Here is a 17,830-nt window from a genome sequence, read left to right as displayed (position 1 = left end):
GCTCAAGCAGTATAGCAACACTCCTTTCATCTAAATAATGATCCAATGATATATGTAACAACCATCGTGAAGACACCAGCAATCACGTTTCTAAGTGCTGCACGTTTTTTATTCGCACCATTTAATACAGCTGCTGAATAACCGGTCAACGTTAACGCAATAATCACCGCAATAAATGTGGCAATTTCACGCATGTCTTTCGGTGTCATAGAAATAGCTAACATCGGCAAAATAGATCCAATTGGAAAGCTAATTAGCGATACCATCGCTGCACCACCTGCGCTAAGCTCATGGTCCAATGTGAACCCATAGCGTTCACGCACAGTGGTCGTTAACGCATCCTTGCTCATCATTTCTTCTGTTGCTTGACGTGCTAATTTTTGGGAAATACCATCCGCTGTGTATTTATCTTGTATGTACGAAAATTCACCATCATAGTTTGTTGCTAATGCGTCTGTTTGGATTCGACGCACCTTTTCCTGCGCGTCATGTTGTGAACTGACTGACACATATTCTCCCATTGCCATAGATACAGTCCCAGCTAACATGCCCGCAAAACCTGCCAATAAAATTGTCCCTGTATTACTTGTAGCCCCCGCCACACCTAAAACAATACCGGATACTGACAAAATACCATCGTTTGCACCCATAACACCAGCTCGAATTAAGTTGTTACGTTGCATTAAACTTTGCTTGTCCATTTTGTTTCCTCTTTTAGAATTATTCTAATTTAGTTATACCAAACATTTGACAAAAAATCAAGATAATTAGAAACATTCTATTTTACGTGCTATAATATTTTATGAAGTATGAGGTAATAAAATGACAGATCAAAACTTACGTGATATGTTACAAACTCGTGGTTTAAAAGCGACATTCCAACGCATCACCATTTTAGATTATCTAATGACACACGAAACACATCCCACAGCTGATATGATTCACCTTGATTTGAAAGAAATCAGCTTAGCTACTATCTATAACACTTTAGAAAAGCTAGTTGATGTGGGACTTGTTATTGTCATTGATACACAAAAAGATGATAAACGTCATTACGATTATTATGGCGAACCACACTATCATATTATTAATAATAATACGAATGAAATTATTGATGCGGATAACTTTGATGTCGCACCTTTATTTGAAGCTGCACGGCAAGCAAGCGGTCTTAATATTACCGGGTTCCATATTGAAATTTACGGTGTTGACCCTGATGAAGCAAAGTAGCTTAAATTATCAATGCACATAAAAAGCCAGAAACCGATAACTAATCGGTTTCTGGCTTTTTGAGTTGTAACTACAATTACATGCTAGTAGTCATAATCTTTGAAACAGCAGCGTGTATCTTTTCAAGATAAATCGCTTGATCGTTCTCTGATTTTTCATACTTATCGTTATCAATGGCGTGATTTGCAACAACAACGGCATCTGCCATCAAAGCTGTCGCTTCAGCATAGTTTTGGTAAGCTGATACCAATGATTTATGAATGCCCAGTAGACGAATTGGTGCTGACGCAGTATTTAGTTGTGCGGCATTTTGCTTGTAGTTTTCCACAGTATCTTCGAATTCTGCTTTAATTTCAGCAAATTCCGCAGTTGGAATATCCGAAATCTTATCTGCCTGCTTGGCGTCATCAAGTTTTGTGAAAAATGGCGTCACACGTTCTGCTGTTTCTTCTGTGTTTGTTAACACATTTTGTAAAGTTTGAATATATATTTGTGCTTGTTTTGGATTAAATTTTGCCAATGTCCTATTATCCTTTATTAAAAATTTTACGTTGTATCAACTTAACAATCTCTACAATAACAATGATACTAATACCTGCGCATAATACAATTGCCCATTGGTAACCATCTAAGTGAGAAACGTGGAATATGGGGTTTAGTGCAGGAATAACAACAACTGCTGCCATAACTACTAATGAGCCTAATAGCGCCCAATTAAATAGTTTGTTTTGGAAAGCTTGTGGGCCAAACATTGACCCATAAACTGACTTCACGTTAATAGCGTTGAACATCTGCATCAATCCAAGTGTCATAAATGACATTGTTAATGCATCACGATGTGCTTCAAATTCGGCTGCGTGTACCGGATACGCCAAAGCAAAGCCATAAACAGATAAGACAATGACTGCTTGTAAAATACCCTGCCAAATGATTGCTGCGCCAACACCACCAGACAAGAAGCTTGCACCTCGACCTCTAGGGCGCTGAGTCATCACATCTTTTTGGGCTGGCTCAACACCTAAAGCAATGGCCGGTAATGTGTCAGTCACTAGGTTAATCCATAAAATCATAATAGGTGCCAAAATATTCCAACCCAATAATGTCATGACAAAGATAGAAATAACCTCAGCCAAGTTAGAAGCTAATAGGTACTGTAAGGCTTTTTGAATATTGGCAAAGACCTTACGGCCTTCTTCAACAGCATGAACAATTGTCGCAAAGTTATCATCTGCTAACACCATATCTGATGCGCCCTTTGAGACTTCTGTTCCTGTGATACCCATAGCAATACCAATATCAGCAGTCTTTAGGGCTGGGGCATCATTAACCCCGTCGCCAGTCATCGCAACGACTTTGCCTTTCTTTTGCCATGCACGCACAATTTTAACTTTATGTTCTGGTGCTACACGTGCATAAACACTATACTTGTTGACATTTTCAGCAAAATCTTCTTCGGTCATGGCATCTAAATCAGAACCAGAAATCACAGCTGTATCTTTATCTTTTTCATCTAAGATGCCCAAACGAATTGCAATGGCTGCTGCCGTATCGCGGTGGTCACCTGTGATCATCATTGAACGAATACCTGCAGTTTTAGCTTCAGCAACGGCACGAGCAACCTCTGGTCGTTCTGGATCGATCAGACCCACAAATCCTGTAAACACAAGATTGCTTTCTACGACTTCAGAAATCATGTCTTCTGGTACTGCATCTAACGTCTTATAGGCGAAGCCAAGAACACGTAAAGCTTGAGTAGCTAATTCTGAATTGATTGCCAAAAGCTTAGCGCGTATATCATCGGACAATTCAACGACTTCACCAGCCATTTCAATCTTTGTGGCCCGCTTGAGTAGTTCGTCCGGCGCACCTTTAACGGTTACAATATGGCCATTAGGCGCTGGGTGGACAGTTGACATCAATTTTCGTTCAGAATCAAATGGTATTTCGGCCAAACGTGGCATTTCCTGAAACAACTGATCAATATTACGATGATGGCTTTCATTAAAAGCAATTAAGGCTGTTTCAGTTGGATCACCAACATACCCGTTTTCTGTACGTTTGGTATCATTGTTTAACGCTAAAATATCTGCTAAACGACCATATGTGCCTGAAAAGTCTTTAATTGTTGTCGCATCAGATACCTCAGCATTGACAACAACTTTTTCAACTGTCATTTTGTTTTGTGTTAATGTACCAGTTTTATCAGATCCAATAATATCTGTTGAGCCTAACGTCTCCACAGCAGGTAATTTTCGTATTAAAGCGTTTCGTGATGCCATACGTGTTGTGCCTAGTGCTAATGTAATCGTAACAATGGCGGGCAATCCTTCTGGAATAGCTGCAACAGCAAGTGAAATTGATGTCAAAAGCATATCGATAATTGTTTCTTTGCCACGCACTAGACCAACGACGAACGTTATGGCAGCAATAATCAAAATAAGATATGTTAATACACGACCCAATCGAATCAAGTTTTCTTGCAGAGGCGTTTTAGTTTCATCTGCTGACTCAAGCATGCCAGCAATATGTCCAATTTCAGTAGCCATACCAGTGCTTATCACAATACCAACACCACGACCATAAGTCACATTGGTGTTCATAAATCCAAGGTTCTTACGATCACCTAATGGCAAATCAGAATCAGTTAATGTCGTTGCTACTTTGTCGACTGGTACTGACTCACCAGTTAATGAAGCCTCTTCTATCTGCAAAGAGGCAGACTCAATAAAACGTAAATCGGCCGGAACAATGTCACCTGCCTCTAAACGTACAAGGTCTCCAGCAACTAACTCTGTTGATTTAACAGACATTTCTTTGCTATCACGGATGACATTTGCATTTGGCGTAGACATCTCTTTCAAAGCGTTAATGGCATCTTCTGCTTTTGCTTCCTGAAAAACACCAAACACGGCATTGATGATCACAATAGCTAAGATGAAGATGGCATCAACAAGTTCACCAGTAAAAGCCGCCACAACAGCCGCTACCAATAAAATAGCAATCATAAAATCTTTAAATTGGTTGATGAATTTTTGAAAAAGCGTGGTTGATTCTGCTTCTTTCAACTGGTTAGGGCCGTCATCATTTAAACGTTTGGTTGCCTCAGACTGCGTTAGCCCAGTTTCCCCATTTGTTCGCAATTGAGAGAGTACCTGTTTGACATCTTGATTATACAATGGCTGTTCTGCCATATTTTTCCTCCTACGCTAAAGCGTTTATACCTTAAGTTTCACTTCAAACAAAAAACTCATGTAAATAGCAACTAAACGAATTTACGCTAGCCATTTACATGAGTCTCACCATTTAAGATAGTACCGGAACTAGTCTCGTTCGATATAAGCAAAATTGATTTGCTTGCTTTGACGGTATTATCGCGGAAAATCCGCCAGTTACTCCCTCAGGAATTATCATAAGTCAATTGTACCAAAGCAGTTGTTTCGGTGCAAGGTTTTGCAGAAAATAAATGATCACTTTAACACCCCTAAAAAGCACCACCGCCGCCACCACCGCCACCGCCGGAATAACCACCTGAAAAACTACCACCTGAGCCTGACACATTACTATCAAAACTCACATCTGTTTGGATATGACTCGTCAAATTAGACGACCAGTTCATACCAAAACTACTATAAATCATATAGACAGGCAAAGACGTTGTCGATATATTCATATCATTTGCCCAAACTTTGAGTGTTTTAGCTACTGTTTTTGCTTCACCAAAAATCACAGCGTATGCTAATAGTTTATCCCACAACTGGACATCTAATACAGTCTTATCATTTAGTTTAGCAATATCGTGTAACATTGACGCAAAACCAGCCCATTGCCACTTTTCTACAAAACCATCAGGCTCTGTAAAAAATGTCGTGGATTGTATACCTAACATCACTAAGCTCGCACTACTCAAAACCAGTATCGCACCTGATACAAGCCACAATTGCCAAATATCGCTGTAATTTGCCATCACAATTAAAGCAATCATTGCACTAACACTAATAAATGACAATACGCTCAAGATCGCAATTTTGTCATGCGTCATTTTCCGCGTCGTACGCGCATCAATAATTGTTTTTTTGATCGACTCGTCAGCCACATCACGTTGGAATTGTCCTATCTTTTGGCGAATACGTCTCGAGACGCGTGATTCTGGTTTTTGAAAATCATCTTGATGTACTGGTTCTCGTTTTTTACCAAAAATCATCGTCATAAAACTCATTTCAAAATCAGCCAAGTTATCTTCATTAATAACCTGGTAAAGTGCCTGATCCACATCACGCACGTCTTGATAGGTGATCGTAATTTTTCGACGCGCAATCAAATCCATCAAAGTCGCTACAATAACTTGCGGCATTTCTGCTCGTTGTTGAATTCTATCATTAATAATTGCTGGACCAAGATCATTTGGTAATTCATAAATATGCACAGCTGTTTGATCAACGCCACTCCGTTGTTTTGCTCGGCGTAACTTTGCTCTAATATGAAACACGTCCCATAATGTCAAGATGACCATTCCTAAAACAATAACTGGTATGATAATAAATCCAAAAATAGCAATGAGACGTAATTTTTGATTATGCTTAATTGCTTTTTGAGCTTCAGTTTGAGAAATTGTTTTAGCACGTTGACCCGCTTGTATATTAGTGTTTGCAGGTGTTTGCGCCTTATCAAAATATGCCCGCAATTCTAGTTTTTCATTTGCTTTCACATCAAATGCAGTGATGACAAGGCGAGCATTTTCCTTATCGACATCAATCTGACCTTTCGCGCCACTATGAACCCAACCTTTAAGTGTTTTCGCTGGTTTTTGTGGCAGCGACACAACAATCTTAATCTGCTTGAGTGGCCGATCCCAATCGTCAATGATGAGCCAATTAATTTCAGCGACATCGTCCCAATTGATAACAATATTTTTCAGTTGGTAAGTATATTTTACAATTATTTTGTCATGTGCCTTAATCGGATAATAAACTTTTTCTTGCACATGTGTGTCTGTTTTTGATTCGACATAACCAATGTCTGAACCGTTTTTGTGTACAGCTACTGATTGAAATTGACCACCATTTTTTGAGATGACCACTGATTGCATACCACCCCATTGATACGGTTGACCACCACTATTGGAACGCATGAGCTTTTCTTTAAGGTACACACCATTCATGTCATCATCAAATTTATATGTCACGGTTTTATCAATTTTAGCGGTCCCGTCTTGACCAATTTGCACTTGTTGTTGATAATTGGTAATATGATAGTCTGCTTGCACAACTTTTATGCCAACTAACAAACTAAACAATACAGCCATTGTCAATTTTGCTATGGTTTTCATTTTCTCCCTCTCATTGTCCATGTTATACAAAAGTATATCAAAATTATCTTTTAAAACCAATGATGACACAAACTAACCACATTTGTTACCGTTCACACGTACATACCAGAAATTCATTTCATTTGGAAAGGAATAACAAGATGTTATCACGATTGATACCATCTTGTTAACACATCGATTATGCCCGAACATGCCAAACACCCAACTGACGAACGACTGAAAATTGCTTTGTTATTAGCAACTAATTCTGGATTCGTTGATGCCTATACCTTCCACTATCATGCTGAGCGATTTGCCAGTTTACAAACAGGTAATATTATTCAAGCAGGTATTGCGCTTGCTAGAAAAGATTTCAATGGTTCTTTAAGTTTTTTTATGCCTATTTTATTTTTCCTACTAGGCGCCGCATTCAATGGCATTATTAGGCATCGATTGACGGAAAAAAAACTATCCAGTAAACAGCATAGTTTGCTAGTTGAAATCATAGGTATTAGCATCATCATTGCTATTAACGATCATATATCAAGTACCGTTTTCATCACGTTAATTTCCTTTTTCCTAGCTATTCAATTAGACGCCTTTCCTAGAGTACGTGGTTTGCCATTTACAAGCGTCATGTCAACGGGTAATTTACGAAATGTCGGTGTTAATTTAGTGCAATACTATTACACAAAAAATCCTACAGCACTAAAAAATGTGAGATTATTCTCAGTCATTATTTTAGCGTTCCTGATTGGTGCTTTCCTGTCAGCATTTTTAGCAACATATCTTGGACAAACAACTTTAATTGGTTCAGTTATCATTTTACTCGGTATATTTTTTCTACTTTTTGATCATTCAGAAGAAAATAGTTGACAAATGTTCAGCTTGTAGGTATTATAAATATTAACGATTTTAGAATAAACAAGTTGAACAGAAAAGTAACAATTAAGCAAAACCTAGAAAGCTAATGGTTGATGAAAATTAGCATGCGTGAGATTGTGAAAATGACCTGTGATTGGTGTTAACGAATTGGTTTACCATTTAGTTAACAACGGTTTGGCCCTCGTTACTGGGCACACCATTCGACTAGGGTCATTTCCCGATATCTGATGGTTAGTGAGCAAGTTATTGGTAATGATAACTTACAACTCAGAATGGTAACGCGCTTTTTTAGCCGCTTCTGTATTTAAGTGTACAGAAGCGGCTTTTTTGACCAAATAATGCACTAGTCACGCGCCACTTTTCACACGTTTTTTCTAAAATCATTGACACTTCACAGAAGAAAATTTGGGAGAATAAATCATGAGTAAATTAACAGGATGGCTTATTGGCGGCGCTGCTGTCGTTGTCATTGGTGGTATTAGTTATGCCAGTTTTGGACACAAGTCAGAATCAAAAACAGATAGTAAGGTCGTTAAGGTAGGTATTATGTCTGGCTCTAAGCAAGACACAGCCATCTGGGATACAGTGGCTAAAACAGCTAAAGACAAATATGGTATTACCTTAAAATTCAAACAGTTCTCAGACTATAATCAACCTAACAAGGCGTTAGCTGCTGGGGATATTGATATTAATGCCTTTCAGCATTACGCTTTCCTTGATGCGTCTAACAAATCTACAGGTGACAAAATTGTCGCTATTGGTGACACTGTGATTTCACCAATCCGTTTGTATTCAAATACTTACAAAAAAATATCAGACTACAAGTCTGGTGACACGATTTCTGTACCAAACGATGCTTCAAACGAAAGCCGTTCGCTTTACGTTTTGAAAGCAGCCGGTCTAATTGATCTCAAACCAGGCTTGACGACAGCCACCGTTAAAGATATTACAAAAAACCCGAAAGACTTAAAAATCAAAGAATTAGCTGCTGATCAAACAGCCCGTTCATTGAGTGATGTACAAGGCGCTGTTGTTAACGGTACTTACGCTGATACTGCTGGATTAGACTATAAAAAGGCTATCTTTGTTGAACCGATTAACAAGGATTCTCACCAATGGGTAAATATTATTGCTGCCCAACAAAAAGATAAGAACAAAACTAACTTGAAAAATGTTGTTAAGGCATATCAAACACAAGCCACAAAAGATGCAATCAACAAAGCCTATGATGGTGTTGAGTTAGCCGCTTGGGGTAAAGATTTTAGTAAGTAATAACGTATAAGTCATATCGTTAATTTGAAAGGAATCAAGTTATGAGTAAAAAAACAAATTGGATTATCGCAGGTGTTGCTGTTGTTGTCATTGCTGCAGGCGCCTATACGATTTTTGGTCACCAAGGCAACAAAGCAGCTGATAAAACAGTTACAATTGGTGTGATGGCGGGTGATAAAAATGAAGACGAAATTTGGAAGTCAGTTATAAAGACTGCCAAAGACAAGTATGGTATCACATTAAAAACAAAAAAGTTTACTGATTACCTACAACCAAACAAAGCCTTATCATCAGGGGATATTGATTTAAATGCTTTCCAAAACTATCCATTCCTTGATAACTGGAATAACCAATACAAAACAGACATTGTTTCTATTGGTGACACTTGGACCACACCATTGCGTATCTATTCTGACAAATACAAAAACGTGTCTGATATAAAATCTGGTGATCAAATCACAGTTTCAAATGATCCAACTAACGAAAACCGTGGTATTCACCTTTTGGCTGAAGCAGGTCTAATTAAAGTTAAGGACACCACTAAGGCCACACCAAAAGATATTACATCTAACCCTAAGAACTTGAAAGTGACGCCTGTTGATGCCTCACAAACAGCTTCTTCTTTGAAAGACCCAACTATAAGTGCTTCTGTTATTAACACGAACTTCGCCAAATCAGCTAAAATAGATGTCGACTCAGCTATTTACGTTGAAAAGTTAAATAAGGATTCTCAACAATACTTTAACTTTATTGCGGCCAACAAAAAAGACAAAGATAAGCAAGTTTATAAAGACGTTGTTAAGTCATTACAAACAGACAAAACAAAATCACTTGTTAAAAAGTTTTATGGTACAGCCCAAATTACTGTTTGGGATTATAAAAAATAACAACATGAATGATCAATCTGCAATTTATTTTGCAGGTACATAACGAACGTCTTTTATAGGAGAAAATCTGATGAATATTCGTCAACAATATATGACACTCCTGGAACAGCTTGTTGCGATACCTAGTGTCTCAGCACTCGAAACCAACTTGCCAGAAACTGCAACCCTTATTGCAAATGCATTTCGTCAACTTGGCGCACAAGTAATCTATGATGATACTTATTTTGCACCTTTTGTTGTAGCTAAATTTTTCAGCCAAAAGCCTAATGCAAAAACAGTGGTTATTTACAACCATTATGATGTACAGCCAGCCGAACCACTAAATTTGTGGCAATCTAATCCTTGGACTTTGACTACGCATCATGGCAAATTGTACGGACGTGGTGTCGATGATGATAAGGGTAATCTCACCGCAAGATTAGCGGCTATCGCAGAATATTTATCTGAAAATAATCAAGAACTACCTATAAACATCACTTTCATTGTTGAAGGATCAGAAGAAACCGCCTCACGTTATTTAACAGAGTATTTAGCTAAATATCAAGATCAGTTACAAGCTGATCTCGTAATTTGGGAATCTGGCGGTAAAAATGCCGAAGATGTTATTGAAATATTTGGTGGGAATAAAGGTATTGTGACTTTCGACCTATCTGTCACAACGGCAGCAAATGATCTACACTCATCTCTTGCTGCCGTTGTAGATTCCGCACCAATGCGACTATCACGTGCTATTGCTACCTTATTTGATTCACTTGGCAATATCGCTGTGCCACATTTTTATGATGATGTGATTGCACCAAACGATCGTGAGAAAGCACTTGTACAGGCGTTACCTCTGACAAGAGAATCACTTATCGCCCAACATGGTTTAACAGCACCTCTTTATTCTGACCGAAATGGTGATGACCTTAAAGAAACCCTATATTTTAAACCAACAATTAACATAGAAGGTATCACCTCAGGTTATAATGGTACTGGTGTTAAAACTGTTTTACCTGCCACGGCTACAGCTAAACTGGAATCACGTTTGGTACCCAATATGTCCCCAGACCTCACCTTACAACGTATCTCTGATCACTTACGAGCAGCAGGTTTATCTGACATTATCATCACTAAGACGTTGGGGCAGCCTGGTTATCGTAGTGACATGTCTGATCCAGAGATCTTACGTGTCATAGATGTTGCGGCTGATTATTATCATGTCGCCCCTGTTGTCATCCCAACATCACCAGGTACAGGACCTATGGCGATCATTCATCAAGCTTTAAAAGCACCAATTGCAAGTCTTGGTGTTGGCTACGCTAATACAAAAGATCATGCACCAAATGAAAATATTCGCTTAGCGGATTATAACCAACATATTGATGTCATCAAAACACTTATCAAAAGTTATGTGTCTTGATAATCGCCATACTGTTGGTTTAAAAAAAGGAGTAAATAAATGAGTAACCCCATAATTTCACTAAACCATATCGATGTGACATTTTATCAAAAAAAACGTACCATTGAAGCTGTTAAAGATGTTTCTATTGCGATCAATCGTGGCGACGTATATGGTATTGTCGGTTATTCTGGTGCCGGTAAGTCAACATTAGTACGTGTCATTAATCTGCTGCAAGAACCCACTCATGGTTCAGTCGTTGTTAATGATGAAACTTTTTTTCAATCTGATAAAAAAGCCAATAAAAAAACACGCATCACAACAAATGACCTACGTAATCGTCGTCGTAAAATTGGTATGATCTTTCAGCATTTTAATTTATTAAACGAACGTACAGTCACTGAAAACGTGGCGTTTGCCTTAAAGCATAGCGACTTAAACGCCGAACAAAAAAAGGCAAAAGTTGCTGAACTACTGGCCTTAGTTAACTTATCAGACCGTGCTGAACAATACCCTTCCCAACTGTCGGGTGGTCAAAAACAGCGTGTTTCTATCGCTCGTGCTTTAGCTAATGACCCTGAAATTTTAATTTCTGATGAAGCAACGTCAGCTTTAGATCCTAAAACAACGAACCAAATTCTCAGTCTCTTAAAAAAGTTAAACGAAGAACTTGGGTTGACGATTGTCCTAATTACGCATGAAATGCAAGCTGTCAAAGAGATTGCTAACAAAGTTGCTGTCATGCAAGATGGTGAAATTATTGAACGTGGTTCATTGCTTGAAATCTTTGCCAAACCTACGCAACAATTAACGAAGGAATTCATCGAAACAGCAACAAATATTGATAAAGCCATTGCAACAATTTCCGCCCAACCATTGGTAAAAAATCTTCATGAAAATGAATTGTTTATTCGCCTATCATATGTTGGTGATACCACTGATGAACCGTTGATTGCTAGTCTATTTCGTGACTTCCAAGTCACAGCTAATATCTTATATGGCAATGTTGAAATTTTGCAAAATACACCTGTTGGCTCATTACTAGTCATTTTATCAGGTACAGATGATCAAATTAAAGCAGCCATATCTACTTTAGCCGATCATCATGTTGAAATTGAAATATTAAAAGGCGGTAAATAATTATGACACAATGGTTTTCAGATACATTTCCAAACGTTGTTTATCAAGGTTGGACTGGTGACACCGGCTGGTGGACTTCAATCGTACAAACACTATATATGACTTTTTGGTCGGCTATTTTTGGTGGCCTACTCGGATTAATTTTCGGCATTGGATTAATTATCACAGCACCAAACGGCATTGCCCCCAATAAATGGACATTCTGGATTTTTGATAAGGTCGTTTCAATTTTCCGTGCTGTTCCATTTATCATCCTCTTAGCGTTCATCGCACCCTTCACTAAACTGGTTGTTGGTACGCAAATTGGTACGACCGCTGCTTTGGTTCCCTTAGCTCTTGGCGTTTTTCCATTTTACGCTCGTCAAATACAGGTTGCCTTATCAGAGGTTGATAGTGGTATTGTTGAAGCAGCACAAGCTGTCGGTGCTTCATTTTGGGATATTGTTTTTGGTGTCTACTTACGTGAAGGACGTTCTGAGATTGCTCGCGTGTCAACAGTGACTTTGATTAGTCTCATTGGTTTAACAGCTATGGCTGGTGCTATAGGTGCCGGTGGATTAGGTAACATGGCAATTGCCTATGGTTATAATCGTTTTGCCACAGATACAACACTTGTGGCAACATTACTCGTTTTGATCTTCGTGCTTGTTGTTCAACTGATTGGTGATTATTTAGCAAAAAAGTTGAGCCACAAATAACTAGTTGTATCGTCATAAATCAAATAAAAAACGAAGCATCAACGCATGCTTCGTTTTTTATTTTTCATGTACAAGCGTATTACCAAAATTAATACCATCAGAATGGCAATCAAGCATAACTCTAACACTTTAGGTATAGCAAAACATTGACCTAAAAAAATGATAATTATTCCTATCCAAAAAACTTTATTTTCCATATATTTCAACAAAACTATTCACCGTGCTAATGTAAACTCAAAACGTTCGCCAACATAATATGAACGCACATATTCAAATGGACGCTCATTTTGATCAAATGATACTTGTCGTACATTCAAAATAGCATCGCCACGCTTGATTTGTAACAGTTCTGACAAACGTTCATTCGCCAAAGTGGCTGAAATCGTTTGTTCTGCACGCCCAGGTTGAATCCCCGCTTTTTCTAACGTTACATAAAGAGATTCTGTTAAATCGCGACGTGAAAAGGTAGCAATTAGTGACGCCGGCAACGTTGTCCGCTCCAATAAAATAGGCTCATTATCACCCATGCGCAAGCGCTCCATAACTAACACTTCTTCCCCATCCGCCAACTGTAACCGCATAGTTTCAGAAGCCGAGGGTGATGTTAATTTATAACTCATCGTTTTTGTTTTTGCGACACGTCCCGTAGCCGCCATTAGTTCCGTGAAGCTCGTCATACCTAATGCACGTTCAGATACTTTTTTTTCTGCAACGTACGTACCAGAACCAACTTTTCGTTCTAATAAGCCTTCATCCACCAATGTTTGAATGGCTTGTCGCAAAGTCATCCGCGATACATTAAAAGTTTCTGATAATTCGCGTTCAGCAGGTAACCGTTTTTGTGCAACCCATTCACCCGCCTCAATACGTGCTTTAATTTGATTATGAATTTGAATATAACGTGGTGTGACAGGTTTTGTCATAAATTTTCCCGAGCAAATCGGCGGCCCAATGAATAGGTTGCCTGTAATTGCATATCTTCCTTGTTAAAAATATTAAAATCTGCGTCCTTTCCAAAAGATAGGTCGCCTTTTTGCGTTAAGCCAAACTCACGTGCTTGGTTAACTGAACTCATTTGTACAGCATCGTTAATATCCGCAGATGTAAATGCCTGTATATTACGGAACGCATCATCATAGGCTAGTACTGAGCCAGCTAAATGACCATTTTCAAGACGCGCTTGTTTATCCTGAACCACCACTTTTTGGCCACCAAGTTCTGACACGCCGTTTCCTAATCCTTCAGCACGCATCGAATCTGTTACGAGTTCTAAATGATGTGCACCCTTCAAACGAAAAGCAATTTCCAACATGTCGGGAACAATATGAAAGCTATCGGCGATCAACTCACCTGTTATTGATTCTTCTATCATACCATGCCCAGTTACTCCTGGTTCGCGATGGTGTAATGGTCTTTGTGCATTGTACAAATGTGTTATATGTGTCGCCCGTGAATGCAATAATTGTGCACGTGTGGCATTGGAGTGACCAATTGAAGGTATAATATGATGTGCCAACATAAAGGCTTCAAAGTCTGGCATACCACCATTTTCTGGTGCATAAGTTACCAGTCTAATACGCTCACCAGATAAAGCATACCATTTTTTAAGCAATGCCGTATTAGGATCAATAATGTATTCTTCCGGTTGTGCACCCATAAAGACTTTATTGATAAAGGGACCCTCTAAGTGAATCCCTTGAATAACTGGGTTGGTTTTAGCAACGTCATTAATTGTTACCAACGCACGTTCGATGTTTTCAGGTGATTGCGTAATCGTTGTTGGAAATAGTGAGGTAATACCTTCGGTGACCATTTTGTTAACCATGTCATTGAGCTTTTCAGCATCACCATCCATAGTATCTAACCCATACCCACCATGTTTATGAACATCAATAAAACCAGGCACGACAAGTTTCCCTATTGCTTCTACAATCAATTCATCATCATCTTTTGGCGTAAAATCAACCATATAACCAACATCATGAATCACATCTGTAAAGCGTATATACGCGTCTACCATATGTTTTGAACCTGTGTAAAGATCAATATGCTGCAATAATTTAGCCATGATATAGATGATAGCAAGCGAGCTTATCTGTACGCAATAGCGCCCGTCTGCTTTTCCTCCTATTTATTCTTAACCTCATTATAATTGGTATAGACCGATTTTGCAAATTTAATTTTCTTTTCCTGTACCGGCAGCATATTTATGAGCCACTTTAGAGGCAGCTGCAGCTGCTAATGCACCAACAATATCATCTGCAAAGGTTGTCACTGCTTCCGTCGTTTTTCCTTTACGATCTAATTCACCAACTAAACCAACCTTTATCTTATCAATGTAGCCATAATTCGTCACGCCAATTGTGTCAAAAGACATTGCAATAGCTGTCCCTAATGTTTCATCAACGCCAAATAACGTATCATCATTTTCCACCAAATCTTGTAATGGTGACTCTAACAAGTGTGCTTCTGCTAAACGATCTAATTCCAAAGCAACCCATATCTGATGTTGCACCACACGCTTGTGTAAGATACTAATGACTGCCTCTTCAACCTGCTCAATGGTTAGTCCTGGTAAATAGGACTGCTCGCTATCATATCCAATAATTGCGATGTCATGCAAGCTAATATTGTGACGCTTTAACTTTTCGACTGTATTTTCATAAGTTGCATATTGCATATTTTTTCCCCCTACTGTTTTATCTAGTATATACAAAAAAAGAATATTTAACAAAGGTCATTTTTAGACTTGCAAAAATGACAAAACTTCTGTAAAATAGTTAGAGTAATTGCCCCTTGGCCAAGCGGTAAGGCGGTGGCTTCTGGTGCCACTATCGTTGGTTCGAATCCAGCAGGGGCAATAAAAAAAGCGATCAATGGATCGCTTTTTTTATTGCCTTTTTCTAGTGACATACGCGTATAATAAGCTTTACTAGAAGGGCCTATTTATGTTCACTTTTTCAAAATTTACAGTTGGCACACATGATGTTACGCTCGATTTTCCAGAAGAACGTCATGCAGAAGCACTATTTGCATTGATTACACATGATCGAACGGCATTGTCTCGTTGGATGCCTTGGGCTGATACAACCCTTAATGTTTCTGATGAACGTCAATTTATTCGTTATTCACGCACACAAAATGCAAAGTCTGATCTACTCCTACTCACAATTCTTGTTGATGGTCTACCTGTTGGCATGCTTGATCTTCATGACATACATCACATCAACCGCACTGCCAAAATTGGCTATTGGTTATCCTCAACAGTACAAGGACAAGGCATCATAACCACTGCTGTATCACACCTTATATCGATTGCATTTAGTGAATTAGCAATACATAAGATCATACTAGAAGCAGATAGTGAAAATAATAAAAGCATAGCAGTCGCTGAGCGACTAAACTTCACGTTTGAAGCGACACTCAAAGATCAAATTCGTTATCGTGATACTTACAAAGATTTAAACGTCTACGTACGTTTCAACAACAATACAAATGACTAGGAGCGCTTATGGACATCACACTTGAACCGTTTTCACAGGAAATAATGCGACACGTTTATGACATCGAATATGGCACGTTGGCCGATCGCACTTGGATGGCCTTTAATGGGCCTTATTTTCGCGACCCTATCCCAACATGGGAGGCATTTCAACAAAAAGCGTATAAGCTAATCGATAGTGTACATCACCGTTTAATTTATTATAATCATCGAATTGTTGGCGAGGTTTCTGCCCATTGGGCTGATGGTTCCCTTCAACACTGGTTGGAAATTGGTATCGTCATCTATCAAAAAAGTGACTGGGGTAAAGGTATTGCCACCACCTCTGTCAAACTTTGGATTGCAGAATTGTTTTCACAACATGCAGCACTACCGCATATCGGTCTAACAACATGGTCTGGCAATGCCGGTATGATGCGTGTTAGTGAAAAAATTGGTCTTTTACATGAAGGAACGATTCGACAAGTACGCTACTGGCAAGATACTTATTATGATTCCGTCAAGTATGGTATTTTGCGCACTGAGTTTACCTAAAATTTATCATGTACATGGGTTTAATAACGTTTTAGTCCACCTTTTTAAGATGAATTTCAGTCATTTCACCAAGTTGCGTTGTATCAACTGTCTGCAAACGGTATCGATAATTTCCAGGTTCAAACAATCGCTTGCCCTGACCTAGTAATATCGGCACAATTTGTATCCAAAATTCATCAATCATATTAGCTTCAAGCAACGGTTTTAAAATACTGCCACCGCCAATAATCCAAATATTATCACCAGATTGTTGTTGATACTTTTTGATGATTGACACCACATCCCCTGATACATAGGTTATGTCTTTTTGATCAATTAGGTTGTGTCTTGAAAACACAACTTTCTCTTTACCAGCATAAAGCGCTTGCTGCCCCATGAGTTGCTGGGCAATTTCAAATGTTTTACGCCCCATAACAAATGTGCTGATTTGTTCTTCAAAAGCTTCATAGGTTGATTTGCCACCTAAATTAGTATCGAGCAACCATTGTAAGTCATCCTCTTCATCAGCCAGAAAACCATCCAAACTAATTGCACCATAAAAAACAATTTTACGCATCGATATACCACCACTTTCTTTACAATCTATTTGTTAAAAAATAGATTACTACACGTCCTCAAACATCCAAATCATGTTATTTCGATTGCTTTCGAATATAACAAATTCGATATACTAAAATTACTATAACATATTGACGATTAACTTCATTGTTATAACAATATAAATTGATAAATATCTTTGCATTAACGGGAAAAATATGTTAAATTTAACTTGTAGTTTAATATTAACAATCTGGGGTGCCTTTGGCTGAGAAACACCCATTGAACCTGATCTGGTTAACACCAGCGAAGGGAGAATTGCTCTTTTTGGTGTTGTACTAGGCAAACTCTTGGCTCATAAGTGAACCAGGCGTTTTTTATTTGCCATAAAACAAACCAATACAAAGAAAGATTTCAATTTTAAACCATTTCGTATGCCAGACATAAAATAACAACTAC

General features: G+C 38.5%; 17 protein-coding genes, 1 tRNA gene, 1 riboswitch and 1 other annotated feature. Of the genes, 10 read left to right on the top strand and 8 right to left on the bottom strand.

Annotation, left to right across the window (positions count from 1 at the left end):
* Window positions 1-26: 26 nt before the first annotated feature.
* Window positions 27-701, bottom strand: a complete 675-nt coding sequence (locus JOD28_RS03550; protein WP_204769506.1) for a VIT1/CCC1 transporter family protein — start codon at window positions 699-701, stop codon at window positions 27-29.
* A gap of 121 nt (window positions 702-822) precedes the next feature.
* Here JOD28_RS03550 and JOD28_RS03545 point away from each other — a divergent pair, with 121 nt between their 5' ends.
* On the top strand, window positions 823-1,230 hold the full coding sequence (locus JOD28_RS03545; protein WP_204769505.1) for a Fur family transcriptional regulator: 408 nt from the start codon (window positions 823-825) through the stop codon (window positions 1,228-1,230).
* A gap of 76 nt (window positions 1,231-1,306) precedes the next feature.
* Here the strand turns inward: JOD28_RS03545 and JOD28_RS03540 are convergent, their stop codons facing one another.
* The 3 genes from JOD28_RS03540 to JOD28_RS03530 all read right to left on the bottom strand — a co-directional run bounded on the left by JOD28_RS03540 (window position 1,307) and on the right by JOD28_RS03530 (window position 6,556).
* The gene (locus tag JOD28_RS03540; protein ID WP_204769504.1) at window positions 1,307-1,750 is read right to left on the bottom strand and encodes a chemotaxis protein; all 444 of its coding nucleotides are present in this window, start codon (window positions 1,748-1,750) and stop codon (window positions 1,307-1,309) included.
* Window positions 1,751-1,757: 7 nt separating this feature from the next.
* A complete protein-coding gene (locus JOD28_RS03535) occupies window positions 1,758-4,421 on the bottom strand; it encodes a cation-translocating P-type ATPase (RefSeq protein WP_204769503.1) in 2,664 nt (887 codons plus the stop codon).
* Window positions 4,422-4,711: 290 nt separating this feature from the next.
* On the bottom strand, window positions 4,712-6,556 hold the full coding sequence (locus tag JOD28_RS03530; protein ID WP_204769502.1) for a DUF2207 domain-containing protein: 1,845 nt from the start codon (window positions 6,554-6,556) through the stop codon (window positions 4,712-4,714).
* A gap of 180 nt (window positions 6,557-6,736) precedes the next feature.
* Here JOD28_RS03530 and JOD28_RS03525 point away from each other — a divergent pair, with 180 nt between their 5' ends.
* The 6 genes from JOD28_RS03525 (at window position 6,737) to JOD28_RS03500 (ending at window position 12,798) form a co-directional block, all read left to right on the top strand.
* Complete coding sequence (locus JOD28_RS03525; RefSeq protein ID WP_204769501.1) at window positions 6,737-7,411, top strand: YoaK family protein; 675 nt, start codon at window positions 6,737-6,739, stop codon at window positions 7,409-7,411.
* Window positions 7,412-7,455: 44 nt separating this feature from the next.
* Window positions 7,456-7,723, top strand: a binding site (T-box leader).
* A gap of 117 nt (window positions 7,724-7,840) precedes the next feature.
* Window positions 7,841-8,692: a MetQ/NlpA family ABC transporter substrate-binding protein gene (locus tag JOD28_RS03520; protein WP_204769500.1), complete on the top strand. Its 852-nt coding sequence runs from the start codon at window positions 7,841-7,843 to the stop codon at window positions 8,690-8,692.
* 41 nt (window positions 8,693-8,733) lie between these two features.
* Entirely contained in the window at window positions 8,734-9,579 is an 846-nt protein-coding gene (locus JOD28_RS03515; protein ID WP_204769499.1) for a MetQ/NlpA family ABC transporter substrate-binding protein, read from the top strand.
* A 70-nt stretch (window positions 9,580-9,649) separates the two neighbouring features.
* The gene (locus tag JOD28_RS03510) at window positions 9,650-10,981 is read left to right on the top strand and encodes a M20/M25/M40 family metallo-hydrolase (protein WP_204769498.1); all 1,332 of its coding nucleotides are present in this window, start codon (window positions 9,650-9,652) and stop codon (window positions 10,979-10,981) included.
* Between the two features lie 39 nt (window positions 10,982-11,020).
* The gene (locus JOD28_RS03505; RefSeq protein WP_204769497.1) at window positions 11,021-12,100 is read left to right on the top strand and encodes a methionine ABC transporter ATP-binding protein; all 1,080 of its coding nucleotides are present in this window, start codon (window positions 11,021-11,023) and stop codon (window positions 12,098-12,100) included.
* A gap of 2 nt (window positions 12,101-12,102) precedes the next feature.
* Window positions 12,103-12,798 (top strand): methionine ABC transporter permease, encoded by a 696-nt coding sequence (locus tag JOD28_RS03500; protein WP_204769496.1) that lies wholly within the window; start codon window positions 12,103-12,105, stop codon window positions 12,796-12,798.
* A gap of 215 nt (window positions 12,799-13,013) precedes the next feature.
* On the opposite strand, the gene JOD28_RS03495 is transcribed toward JOD28_RS03500, so the two are convergent.
* The 3 genes from JOD28_RS03495 to JOD28_RS03485 all read right to left on the bottom strand — a co-directional run bounded on the left by JOD28_RS03495 (window position 13,014) and on the right by JOD28_RS03485 (window position 15,478).
* Window positions 13,014-13,721 (bottom strand): GntR family transcriptional regulator, encoded by a 708-nt coding sequence (locus tag JOD28_RS03495; RefSeq protein WP_204769495.1) that lies wholly within the window; start codon window positions 13,719-13,721, stop codon window positions 13,014-13,016.
* Window positions 13,718-14,866, bottom strand: coding sequence for an N-acetylglucosamine-6-phosphate deacetylase (gene nagA / locus JOD28_RS03490; RefSeq protein WP_204769494.1), 1,149 nt, complete (start codon window positions 14,864-14,866; stop codon window positions 13,718-13,720). The genes JOD28_RS03495 and nagA overlap by 4 nt, the downstream gene beginning before the upstream one ends.
* A gap of 108 nt (window positions 14,867-14,974) precedes the next feature.
* Window positions 14,975-15,478, bottom strand: coding sequence for a phosphatidylglycerophosphatase A family protein (locus JOD28_RS03485; protein ID WP_204769493.1), 504 nt, complete (start codon window positions 15,476-15,478; stop codon window positions 14,975-14,977).
* A gap of 110 nt (window positions 15,479-15,588) precedes the next feature.
* Between JOD28_RS03485 and JOD28_RS03480 the strand changes: the two genes are divergently transcribed.
* From JOD28_RS03480 to JOD28_RS03470, 3 genes are all read left to right on the top strand, one after another.
* Window positions 15,589-15,659: transfer RNA gene (locus tag JOD28_RS03480), tRNA-Gln, on the top strand.
* 87 nt (window positions 15,660-15,746) lie between these two features.
* Entirely contained in the window at window positions 15,747-16,301 is a 555-nt protein-coding gene (locus JOD28_RS03475) for a GNAT family N-acetyltransferase (RefSeq protein WP_204769492.1), read from the top strand.
* Window positions 16,302-16,309: 8 nt separating this feature from the next.
* Window positions 16,310-16,834, top strand: a complete 525-nt coding sequence (locus tag JOD28_RS03470) for a GNAT family N-acetyltransferase (RefSeq protein ID WP_204769491.1) — start codon at window positions 16,310-16,312, stop codon at window positions 16,832-16,834.
* Window positions 16,835-16,865: 31 nt separating this feature from the next.
* Here JOD28_RS03470 and JOD28_RS03465 read toward each other — a convergent pair whose 3' ends face one another.
* Window positions 16,866-17,390, bottom strand: a complete 525-nt coding sequence (locus JOD28_RS03465; RefSeq protein ID WP_204769490.1) for a dihydrofolate reductase family protein — start codon at window positions 17,388-17,390, stop codon at window positions 16,866-16,868.
* Between the two features lie 225 nt (window positions 17,391-17,615).
* Window positions 17,616-17,704: riboswitch (TPP riboswitch) on the top strand.
* Window positions 17,705-17,830: the final 126 nt, after the last annotated feature.

This window comes from Leuconostoc rapi (assembly GCF_016908715.1).
GTDB classification, from domain to species: domain Bacteria; phylum Bacillota; class Bacilli; order Lactobacillales; family Lactobacillaceae; genus Leuconostoc; species Leuconostoc rapi.
Note: the sequence above shows the minus strand (reverse complement) of the source record. Positions and strands in the feature narration are given on the sequence as shown.

Coding starts and splice junctions, on each gene's coding strand:
- JOD28_RS03515 (WP_204769499.1), top strand. CDS start 8,734: ATGAGTAAAAAAACAAATTGGATTATCGCAGGTGTTGCTGTTGTTGTC.
- JOD28_RS03500 (WP_204769496.1), top strand. CDS start 12,103: ATGACACAATGGTTTTCAGATACATTTCCAAACGTTGTTTATCAAGGT.
- JOD28_RS03510 (WP_204769498.1), top strand. CDS start 9,650: ATGAATATTCGTCAACAATATATGACACTCCTGGAACAGCTTGTTGCG.
- JOD28_RS03520 (WP_204769500.1), top strand. CDS start 7,841: ATGAGTAAATTAACAGGATGGCTTATTGGCGGCGCTGCTGTCGTTGTC.
- JOD28_RS03465 (WP_204769490.1), bottom strand. CDS start 17,390: ATGCGTAAAATTGTTTTTTATGGTGCAATTAGTTTGGATGGTTTTCTG.
- JOD28_RS03505 (WP_204769497.1), top strand. CDS start 11,021: ATGAGTAACCCCATAATTTCACTAAACCATATCGATGTGACATTTTAT.
- JOD28_RS03495 (WP_204769495.1), bottom strand. CDS start 13,721: ATGACAAAACCTGTCACACCACGTTATATTCAAATTCATAATCAAATT.
- nagA (WP_204769494.1), bottom strand. CDS start 14,866: ATGGCTAAATTATTGCAGCATATTGATCTTTACACAGGTTCAAAACAT.
- JOD28_RS03545 (WP_204769505.1), top strand. CDS start 823: ATGACAGATCAAAACTTACGTGATATGTTACAAACTCGTGGTTTAAAA.
- JOD28_RS03525 (WP_204769501.1), top strand. CDS start 6,737: ATGCCCGAACATGCCAAACACCCAACTGACGAACGACTGAAAATTGCT.
- JOD28_RS03470 (WP_204769491.1), top strand. CDS start 16,310: ATGGACATCACACTTGAACCGTTTTCACAGGAAATAATGCGACACGTT.
- JOD28_RS03530 (WP_204769502.1), bottom strand. CDS start 6,556: ATGAAAACCATAGCAAAATTGACAATGGCTGTATTGTTTAGTTTGTTA.
- JOD28_RS03475 (WP_204769492.1), top strand. CDS start 15,747: ATGTTCACTTTTTCAAAATTTACAGTTGGCACACATGATGTTACGCTC.
- JOD28_RS03550 (WP_204769506.1), bottom strand. CDS start 701: ATGGACAAGCAAAGTTTAATGCAACGTAACAACTTAATTCGAGCTGGT.
- JOD28_RS03535 (WP_204769503.1), bottom strand. CDS start 4,421: ATGGCAGAACAGCCATTGTATAATCAAGATGTCAAACAGGTACTCTCT.
- JOD28_RS03485 (WP_204769493.1), bottom strand. CDS start 15,478: ATGCAATATGCAACTTATGAAAATACAGTCGAAAAGTTAAAGCGTCAC.